We start from the raw sequence: 9,343 nt of genomic DNA, 5'->3' as shown, positions 1-9,343 counted from the left end.
CAGCTCTGGAAACTGATGAAACTATTGAGCAGCTGGATGTCGTTTTTCTTCCGGGTCACATAGATACGGTTTACAAAGCCGGGAATCATCTCTATGTCAACTTCTTCAAAATTGCAGGGGTTATAGATGGAAACGGCCCGGAAATTGAGGACATGCCCCTCAAAGAATTCCTGTTCGCCAAGTTGAAGGAAATGCTCCAAAAGTAGTCAACACAACAAATTCATTTACAGAAAAGGAGATTCATCATGCAAAATCAAGTACTCGCCATCGTAGCCGGACGTGAAATCACGCGTCAGGACGTAGAAGAACTCAAAATGCAGATAGGGCCGCAGGCCGCAAATTTTCAGGGACCTGAAGGTGAATCGCGCCTCGTGGACGAATTGATCCACCAGGAGTTGTTCTATGCAGAAGCTTTGAATCAGAAGCTTGACCAGTCGCCGGCATTTCTGGAAGAGGTTGAACGCGAAAAAGCGAATCTTCTTAAGCGTTTTGCCATCCGAAATCTCCTGGATGCTGTTGAAGTGAGCGAAGAGGAGCTTCAGGCGTTCTACAACGAGAATCCAAAAGCATTTGAGACAGAAGGCGGCGTTCGTGCGAGACATATCCTCGTTCCGTCACTTGAATCAGCTGAGGAAATCGCGGCTTCCATAAAGAACGGACAAGATTTTGCTGATGCGGCAAAAGCGCACTCCATGTGTCCTTCCAAAGAACAGGGCGGCGACCTTGGCAAGTTTGGCAAGGGCCAGATGGTGCCTGAGTTTGAAGAGGCAGCATTTACACTTGCGATTGGCGAGCTGAGCGCACCGGTCCAGACTCAATTTGGATACCACTTGATTGAAGTGACTGAGAGGGATGAAGTGGGAAGAATGTCACTCGAAGAGGTCAGAGATGATCTTCACCGTGAATTGGTCATGAGAAAGCAGTCCAGTGTTTATATGAATCATGTGAATGCGCTCAAGGCATCGTATCCAATAGAGCGAAAATAGACCACTTGTGGAACCCCTGTCTAAAACAGGGGTTCCTGTTGCTCCGGTGTTTAAGCAGTTAAATTGAAAATGGTTGAAGTGCTTCAAAGTCATCTGTTTGACGAGAAAGCCTTCAAAGCTTTAAACACCGGCGTAATAACTATTTGTTTAAGGATCCGGGAGGATTGTGATGAGTGAGAAAACGATTAGAAACTTTGAGGCCGGTGAGGAAATCCAGGGATTTTTCCTAATCAGGAGTCTGAATCTGAAGACATCAACCAACAACAAAAAATATCTGGATTTTACTATTTCTGACAGTTCCGGAGAAATCAACTCAAAGTACTGGGACTTGCCGGAAGATTTGGTCGGCATGTTCAAGGCGGGGGATGTCGTCAAAATTCGTGGCACCGTGACGAGCTGGCAGAGTTCTCTTCAGATGAAGGTGACCAAGATGCGGCTCAGTGAGCCGGCCGACGAGGTCAAAGTGGAGATGCTCGTCCAGAGCGCGCCTGAATCCAGTGCGGCCATGATGCAGGAGCTTTGGGGCTATATCGCTGAAATTGAAAAAGAGAAGCTGCGCGAACTCGTGGAGCGAATTATAGGGCTGTATGCAGACAAATTTGAAATTTATCCTGCCGCCAAGAAACATCATCACTCCATTCGATCAGGGCTGTTGTATCATGTGCTCAGAATGCTCAGAAGCGCAAAAGTCCTCTGTGGGATCTATGGGAATCTGGACAAGGATCTCCTGTACGCCGGTGTAATTCTTCATGACATTGAGAAGATCAATGAGATGGAGGCGGATGAGCTCGGGATTGTCAGTTCGTATTCCTTTGAAGGCCAAGTTCTGGGGCACATTATCATGGGCATCAAGACTATTGATAACCTGGCCGAGGAGATTGGACTTGAACGTGAAATTTCTCTGCTGCTGCAGCATTTAATTTTGACGCATCATTATGAGCCTGAGTATGGCAGTCCTAAAAAGCCGAGTATACCTGAAGGAGAGCTTCTTCATTATCTGGATATGATCGACGCACGTATGTACGACATGGCCAAGGCTGTTGACGGCATTGCGCCGGGAACTTTCAGTGACGGAGTTCAATCCATTGACTACAGGAGAGTCTATAAGCCATCCTATGCAATTGAGGAGGAAGAGTAAGCATGATTGAAGTCGCAGCCGCTTTGTCTGCCGCGTTTGGCATGGGTACGGGTCTGCCCTCAATAGGGTGGAACGCGCTGATCGCTGCGGGCATTGTCCTAGTTTTTGTGGCGGGTCATAGACTGCTTGAGAAACTGCTGTTCAAGCTTTTGCGGGTCGTGGCGAAAAAGATGGATAGCGAGGTTTATGAGTCTATAGTAAAAGCATTTGAAAAACCGTTGAAGTATCTGTTTGTTTTTTTAGGCCTCTACCTGGCTTATAAGTATTTGATGATCCAGTATCTCCCGCTGGCTGCGGCTTCCGGATTTGTGGACAAACTCATGCGTGTGGTCGTGATCTTAACCATGGCAACAGGTTTTTACAATCTGGACAGGGTTTATTCGAGCGTGCTCTTCAAGTTGGACGATCGCTTGAATCTCGGTTCAACCGTACTCGTGAAGCAGCTGACGGTCAAAGTGATTCGAACGCTGATCATGGTACTGGCTATTGGCATGGCGGCGAGTGAATTCTTTGACGTCAACGGCTTTATTGCCGGACTGGGCATTGCGGGCCTTGCCTTTGCCATGGCGGCCAAAGACACGCTGGGCAATATGATCGCGGGGATGACGCTGATCATGGACAGGCCGTATGACATTGGGGAATGGATCTCCTGCAGCGGCGTAGAAGGTGAAGTCGAGGAATTGTCTTTCCGCAGCACGAGAATCAGAACGGCGACGAAAGAAGTCGTCGTGGTGCCCAATTCCATTATGGCCAACAATCCTATCTCAAACTTCACACGCAGGGGAATCCGACGCCTCAGGTTTACTTTGGGCGTGACCTATGATGCCGGGCCTGAGGATCTTGAAAACCTCAGAGACAGGATCCTCAGCTATTTTGACACTGAGGACATGGTGTTGCAGGATGGACGGATTGTTCGCTTCGATCAATTTGGCGCCAGCAGTTTGGATGTTCTAGTGAACTGCTTTATCAACACCAACGATCTGGCCCTCTTTTTTGAAATCAGGGAGAGGATTCAGCTGAGTGTCATGAAAATCATGAAAGAAGTCGGCACATCGCCGGCATTTCCAAGTCTCAGCATCTACATGGAGACAGCTGAGGCGGCAAAATAATTTAAGCGGAAACCGGTGTCTGCGGCTGATGCCTATCGACTCAGGCTTCCTTCCAACTTTGAAAAAAAGTGACCTTGATAAGAATGGCAGTTATTAGCCGGTCTTACCAAGGTCACTTAATCTTTTAGAGACTATAAGCGCTAAAGGGCTATGCGCCGCAGCACTTTTTGTATTTCTTTCCGCTGCCGCATGGGCAAGGATCATTTCTGCCAATTTTGGCATCTTTGACCACAGTTTTCGACTTGTTGAACTCTTTTTTGATCTCCTTGCGCTCCTCTTCGGACAGGATCTCTTCCCATGCTGGCAAATTATAGAGCCATTCTGCCTTTGCGTCGAGCATGTTGAAGTAGAGTTTTTCGAAATCCACTTCTGCATCAATGGCAGTGGTTTCTTCCAGATCCTCTAAAGTGACAGCCTCGACGAGACTTGTATTGATCCCGTCCAGGAAGCCGGCAAAAGTAACGGCATCCATGTCGTTTGCTTCTGCGAGTTCCGCAATAGTGCCTGTGAGCTTGGTGTTCTTTTCGCCCAGCATTTTTTCGTAGTTGTGCTGCTCCTTGAGGAGGTACGCCTGCCAGAAGGACTGATGCTCCTTTTCGCTGCGCTCTTGTGCGGCGAGCGCTTCCCATGCTTCGTATAGTTTCAAACTTAAAACTCCCTTCAATGTCTTGCCTTATTTCGCCAGATGGCGTGCGTTTTTCGAGCTTAACCGCTTGACATTATATCATACCTTTGCAGCTTAGAACAGAAGCAACCTGAAAATGTAGGAGATGAGGCGGGCCCGATGTCATCCTTCTATGTCTTCCTGTCTGAGAATTTGGTATACTTTTATTGAATGGAACAAGGGTATGGTTCCTCAAGTGAGTCTAACCTAAGGAGTGACCGAGTGATGAATTATCAGGAAGTGTTGAACAATGCGAAGCAGAATATTGGTCCTTATTGCAAAGTTTGTCCGGAATGCAACGGCATCGCATGCAGGGGCATGATCCCGGGGCCGGGCGGAAAAGGCTCAGGACTTGGATTCATCAGAAGTTACCAGGACTTAAAAAAGATCCGCCTCCAAATGGATACCATCTATGACCCAAAAGCGGTATCCACCCAAACGACGCTCTTTGGAAAGACGGTGGATCTGCCGGTGTATGCGGCGCCTATTGGCGCAGTTGGCCTTCACTATAGCGACTTATATGACGATCTGTCCTATTCCAGCGCCTTGCTGAAGGGCTGCCACTCAGCCGGAACGGTGGCATTCACGGGGGACGGCGTAAAGGATGAAGTGTTCCAGGGGACAATTGAAGCCATCTATGAGCTCGAAGGCTGGGGTATTCCTACAATCAAGCCTTGGAGTTACGAAGAGGTCCTTAATAAGGCGAAGATGGCCGAGGCCTCGGGCGCGCTCGCGGTAGCAATGGATATCGACGCTGCCGGACTTGCTATTTTGGCGGCACAGGGGAAACCGGTGGCACCTATGTCGGTTGAAACCCTTTCAAAAATTATTGCGCAGATCAAAGTGCCGTTTATCCTGAAGGGGATCATGACAGTTGAAGGCGCAAAAAAAGCACTTGAAGCCGGCGCCAGCGGCATTATTGTCTCCAATCACGGCGGGCGGGTGCTGGATGAAACGCCGTCGACCATTGAAGTGCTGCCGGATATAGTAAAGGCAGTCAGCGGGAAGATGACGATCCTGGTCGACGGGGGATTCCGTACAGGCTTGGATGTCTTCAAAGCCATTGCTATGGGCGCCCAGGGCGTCTTGATCGGCAGGCCGTTCGCCTATGCCGTTTATGGCGGGGCTGAAGAGGGTGTCGGGCTGTATTTGAATAAGCTTAAGGCAGAATTGACAGAGGCTATGCTGATGACGGGGGCCGGGACCATCGGCGAAATCACTCGGGATAAGGTCTGTGTGAGACTGGAGCGCTGATTGTATGGACAGACCTGAGAGCAGCTCTGATCATAGAACCGGCAGTCTGACCAGCCAAGAACTCTGGCATTCAACCGAGGAACGCCGGACCTGTCAGGAGAAACTTTATGAGTTTCTTGAAATATTGTCTGCTTACCGGCTGGCCATGAACACCATTAATTGGGACCAGACGGTGAGCGGCGCGCCAATCGCGGGCGTGGGCTTCAGGAGCAAAGGTTATGGCGTCTTGACGCGCGAACACTATCGTTTCCTCGTGGACCCTGAATTCAGGGTGCTGCTGGAAGCATTTTCGCGGGAGGCGGGAACCCTTGAAGGGGACATTGCCAGGGAGTGGCTGATTGAACTCAAGCGAATAGAAAAAATTCCTAAGGACGATTATACTGAGTTCATGACTTTTCTTTCGAAATCAGAAGTGGAATGGGAAGAGGCAAAGCGGGCAAGTGATTTTGAGGGATTTAAGTCCCATTACAGAATCATTTTTGATACTGCGAGGAGATTCTCAGAATACATCGGGTATGATCAACATCCATATGATGCCTGGATTGAAATGTTTGAACCGGGAATGACGGTCAAAAAACTGGATCGCTTTTTTGGCGAGCTTCGAGCGGAAATAGTGCCGCTGCTCAGCGGAATCAGGGAGAAGATCTCCGAAAACCCGCAGCACTATGATTTTCTTTCCAGGGCGATTCCAAAGGAGAAACAGGAGGCGTTTTCCAGACGGTTGCTGGAGGTCATAGGCTTTGACCTGAACCGGGGCTTTCTGAAGGAAAGTGAGCATCCGTTTACGAATGCTATGTCCATAGATGATGTTCGAATGACCACCCATTACTATGAGCAGGAATTCATTTCCTCCATATTCAGTGTCCTTCATGAAGGCGGGCATGGCATCTATGAACAAAATTTTGATAGAATTCTTGCCAATACTGGTTTGGACGGAGGTGCGTCCTCGGCGGTCCATGAATCTCAGTCGCGGATGTTTGAAAATGCTTTTGGCAGAAGCAAAGCCTTTTGGAGAAAGCTGTACGATGAAATGCAGGCAGAGTTCAGCCCGGCGCTGGATGACATACCGCTTGACACGTTCATAGAAGCAATCAATCGTGTCGAAGCGACTTTGATTCGGATTGAAGCAGATGAGTTGACGTATTCGCTGCATATCATGGTGCGCTATGAACTTGAAAAAGCCATTTTTGAAGGGGCGCTGGAAGTTGAGGACCTGCCGGAGGCTTGGAACCGCTTGATGAGGGACTATCTTGGCGTGGAGCCTGCCCATCATGGGGAAGGGGTGCTTCAGGATGTCCATTGGGCAGCCGGTCTTATTGGCTATTTCCCATCCTACGCTTTGGGGAATGCCTATGCGTCACAGCTCCTGCATTTCATGAAACAGGAGGTCGATGTGGAACGGGCGCTGAGATCTCTGGACTTTGGCGATATTTTGGAGTGGCTGACACTTCATGTGCATAGCCACGGCAAACGGCTAAAGCCGGAGCAGCTCATAGAGGCAGCTACCGGTAAGCCTTTTGATCCCAGCTACTACATCCAGGATCTGAAAGCGAAATACAAAGAACGCTATGGCATCTGATAAAAGTTTCGCTGAAACGCAGCAACAAAGTTTTCCTGAGAATGTCAATTTGATGACTTTTCGGGTATCAATAGTTCAAATGTCATTTTAGGAGGCGATCATTTATGGAATTAAGAGGAAAAGTTTTAGTCGCTCAAGGCGGCGGCCCTACGGCGGTCATAAATCAATCCTTGGTAGGCGCTGTTCTTGAAAGCAGAAAATTCAGCCAGGTCACAAAGGTATACGGGGCTGAGCATGGTGTAGAAGGCATAGTCAACGAGAATTTTCTCGATCTGACACAGGAGACGACTCATAATCTGGAGCAGGTCGCCAAGACGCCGTCCTCAGCGCTTTTGTCGACACGCATCAAGCCTGACGAAAAGTTTTGCCGCGAAATGTTTGAAACTATGAAAGCGCATGACATCCGTTACTTCTTCTACATTGGCGGCAATGATTCAAGCGACACGGTCCGGATTGTCAATCAATACGCAGAAATCGCCAATTATGAATTCAGGGCGATTCATATTCCGAAAACTATTGACAACGATCTGATGATGAACGACCATACCCCGGGTTATGGGTCTGCAGCCCGTTATGTCGCCAGCGCTTTCTCAGGGGTTAACCTGGACAACCGCGCCATGGGCGGCGTCTACATAGGCGTTGTCATGGGCCGTTCTGCGGGCTTCCTGACGGCAGCGGCCTCTTTGGCTCAGAAGTATCCGGATGATGGTCCGCACCTCATCTATTTGCCGGAGCGCACCTTTGACGTTGATAACTTCCTGAAGGACGTCAAGGAGACTTATGATAAGTATGGCCGCTGCATTATCGCGATCTCTGAAGGGGTTGTGGACGCAAACGGCAAACCTATCAGCCAGCATTCCGGCATGAAGCAGGAGTTTGACGCTCATGGCAATGTTCAACTCTCCGGATCCGGCGTCTTGGGCGATTACCTGGCGGATCTCATCAAAACAAAACTGAATATCAGCCGCGTCAGGGCAGATACCTTTGGTTACCTGCAAAGATCCTTCCTGGGCTGCGTTTCAGATGTCGACCAGAGAGAGGCGCGCGAAGTCGGCGAAAAAGCTGCTCAATTCGCGATCTGGAATCGCGTCGACGGTTCAATTGCCATTGAGAGAACCGGTTTTTACTCTGTGGACTACAAATTGGTGCCTCTGGAAACCGTTGCGGCCAAGACCCGCCTGATGCCGGATGAGTACATCAACCTCGCCGGCAACCACGTTACTGACGATTTTAAATATTACCTGAGACCTTTGATAGGCTCCGGCTTTGAGCAGGCACACCGTCTCAGAGCGCCAAGAGTCGACAAAGTCCTCAACAAATAAAACGGCTGTCAGCAAGATGACGTCAGACGCCCGCTTCATTCACGGCGTGTCTGGCGTCATCCATATGAAGGAGGCAATTTTATGATCGAGATCGGTGCAGCAGTGCCTGAACTAGTGCTTGAAGGCAGTGGGGGCGAAGCCGTCAAACTGTCTGATTATGCAGCCAAAGGGAAAAAACTGGTGCTCTTTTTCTATCCCAAAGACAGCACCTCAGGCTGAACGCAGGAAGCGCTCGAGTTTCGGGCACTGAAAGAAGCTTTTGAAGCTTTGAATGCCGAGGTTGTCGGGATCAGCAGGGACTCTGTCAAATCTCACCTTAAGTTTATTGAAAAGCAGGATTTGAATTTTGTACTTCTTAGTGACCCTGATCAGACCGCCCATCACTATTTTGACGTCATGAAGGCGAAAAAGATGTATGGCAAGGATGTCATGGGTGTCGACCGATCCACTTTTGTCTTTGACGAATCCGGGAAACTGATCCACGTCTTTAGAGGCGTAAAAGCGGCGGGACATGCTGAACAAGTGTTGGAGGCAATGAAAATTCAATGAGAATATCGTCAGTACCACAGCAGGGACCGGCAATTGAATTGCCAAGTGCGGCAAAATGGCTTCTTGTCCTGATTATGGCAGTCACAGCAAATTTATTTATACTGAGCCTGAGCATTGATGTCTTTTCAATGAGTCGCAGTTATTATGACCAGGAGTTTGAAAAACTAGGCACGACCGAACTTACTGGGCTGACTGCGGAAGAGCTGGGCGGCGTCTCGGACATGATCATTGGTTATCTCAAAGGACAGGAGCCTGAGTTTCAATTTGAAGTTGAAAGAAACGGGAGGCAGGTTCAGCTCTTTAATGATCGGGAGCAGACCCATATGGTGGACGTTTTGGTGCTCTTTCAACTGAATGGCAGAATCAAAATGATCGCCATTGCGGCCTTTGCCCTGTCTGCCTTTGTCGCCCTGCAGCTCAGCAGGGACCGCGCCCTGCTTTACCGGGGTTTGATTGGCGCTGGTGTGCTGGGTATTGCAGCAGCCGGATTTTTATTGCTGTTGATCACCATTGACTTCACGAAATACTTCACGTTGTTTCATGAACTCTTTTTCGACAATGACTTGTGGCTTCTCAATCCCAAAACGGATTTGCTGATTGTGATTCTACAAGAACAATTTTTTGTGGATATTGCCATTCGGATCTTCGGACTTTATATTGGTTTGAATGTCGTACTGGTGACCATCGGCACCATTTTTTTAAGGAGTTCGAAGCGCGCAGGGCGATTTAGGCGAGCGTAGCA

The 9,343-nt window shown here is 49.0% G+C and carries 9 protein-coding genes and 1 pseudogene; 9 read left to right on the top strand and 1 reads right to left on the bottom strand.

Annotation, left to right across the window (positions count from 1 at the left end; genetic code table 11):
* The 4 genes and pseudogenes from OEL90_RS06885 to OEL90_RS06870 form a co-directional block, all read left to right on the top strand.
* Positions 1-206 (top strand): annotated as a pseudogene (locus OEL90_RS06885) (hypothetical protein); the annotation flags it as partial.
* Positions 207-245: 39 nt separating this feature from the next.
* Positions 246-986, top strand: coding sequence for a peptidylprolyl isomerase (locus OEL90_RS06880; protein ID WP_291403989.1), 741 nt, complete (start codon positions 246-248; stop codon positions 984-986).
* 169 nt (positions 987-1,155) lie between these two features.
* On the top strand, positions 1,156-2,124 hold the full coding sequence (locus tag OEL90_RS06875; RefSeq protein WP_291403988.1) for a 3'-5' exoribonuclease YhaM family protein: 969 nt from the start codon (positions 1,156-1,158) through the stop codon (positions 2,122-2,124).
* Between the two features lie 2 nt (positions 2,125-2,126).
* Complete coding sequence (locus OEL90_RS06870; RefSeq protein WP_291403986.1) at positions 2,127-3,233, top strand: mechanosensitive ion channel family protein; 1,107 nt, start codon at positions 2,127-2,129, stop codon at positions 3,231-3,233.
* Positions 3,234-3,381: 148 nt separating this feature from the next.
* On the opposite strand, the gene OEL90_RS06865 is transcribed toward OEL90_RS06870, so the two are convergent.
* The gene (locus tag OEL90_RS06865; RefSeq protein ID WP_300687636.1) at positions 3,382-3,879 is read right to left on the bottom strand and encodes an SEC-C metal-binding domain-containing protein; all 498 of its coding nucleotides are present in this window, start codon (positions 3,877-3,879) and stop codon (positions 3,382-3,384) included.
* A gap of 243 nt (positions 3,880-4,122) precedes the next feature.
* On the opposite strand from OEL90_RS06865, the gene OEL90_RS06860 reads away from it, so the two are divergent.
* The 5 genes from OEL90_RS06860 (at position 4,123) to OEL90_RS06840 (ending at position 9,341) form a co-directional block, all read left to right on the top strand.
* The gene (locus tag OEL90_RS06860) at positions 4,123-5,151 is read left to right on the top strand and encodes an alpha-hydroxy-acid oxidizing protein (protein ID WP_291403982.1); all 1,029 of its coding nucleotides are present in this window, start codon (positions 4,123-4,125) and stop codon (positions 5,149-5,151) included.
* 4 nt (positions 5,152-5,155) lie between these two features.
* Positions 5,156-6,730, top strand: a complete 1,575-nt coding sequence (locus OEL90_RS06855; protein WP_291403980.1) for a carboxypeptidase M32 — start codon at positions 5,156-5,158, stop codon at positions 6,728-6,730.
* Positions 6,731-6,834: 104 nt separating this feature from the next.
* Positions 6,835-8,052 (top strand): 6-phosphofructokinase, encoded by a 1,218-nt coding sequence (locus OEL90_RS06850; protein ID WP_291403978.1) that lies wholly within the window; start codon positions 6,835-6,837, stop codon positions 8,050-8,052.
* Between the two features lie 81 nt (positions 8,053-8,133).
* Positions 8,134-8,601: a peroxiredoxin gene (locus OEL90_RS06845; protein ID WP_291403976.1), complete on the top strand. Its 468-nt coding sequence runs from the start codon at positions 8,134-8,136 to the stop codon at positions 8,599-8,601.
* Positions 8,598-9,341 (top strand): TIGR01906 family membrane protein, encoded by a 744-nt coding sequence (locus OEL90_RS06840; protein WP_291403974.1) that lies wholly within the window; start codon positions 8,598-8,600, stop codon positions 9,339-9,341. Before OEL90_RS06845 ends, OEL90_RS06840 begins: the two co-directional genes overlap by 4 nt.
* Positions 9,342-9,343 lie beyond the last annotated feature (2 nt).

Origin of the sequence: Acidaminobacter sp. (assembly GCF_030247605.1) — a bacterium.
Taxonomy (GTDB): Bacteria; Bacillota; Clostridia; order Peptostreptococcales; family Acidaminobacteraceae; genus Acidaminobacter.
The sequence above is the reverse complement of the archived record's forward strand: the minus strand, read 5'-3'. Positions and strand labels throughout refer to the sequence as shown.

Coding starts and splice junctions, on each gene's coding strand:
- OEL90_RS06840 (WP_291403974.1), top strand. CDS start 8,598: ATGAGAATATCGTCAGTACCACAGCAGGGACCGGCAATTGAATTGCCA.
- OEL90_RS06880 (WP_291403989.1), top strand. CDS start 246: ATGCAAAATCAAGTACTCGCCATCGTAGCCGGACGTGAAATCACGCGT.
- OEL90_RS06875 (WP_291403988.1), top strand. CDS start 1,156: ATGAGTGAGAAAACGATTAGAAACTTTGAGGCCGGTGAGGAAATCCAG.
- OEL90_RS06855 (WP_291403980.1), top strand. CDS start 5,156: ATGGACAGACCTGAGAGCAGCTCTGATCATAGAACCGGCAGTCTGACC.
- OEL90_RS06860 (WP_291403982.1), top strand. CDS start 4,123: ATGAATTATCAGGAAGTGTTGAACAATGCGAAGCAGAATATTGGTCCT.
- OEL90_RS06850 (WP_291403978.1), top strand. CDS start 6,835: ATGGAATTAAGAGGAAAAGTTTTAGTCGCTCAAGGCGGCGGCCCTACG.
- OEL90_RS06870 (WP_291403986.1), top strand. CDS start 2,127: ATGATTGAAGTCGCAGCCGCTTTGTCTGCCGCGTTTGGCATGGGTACG.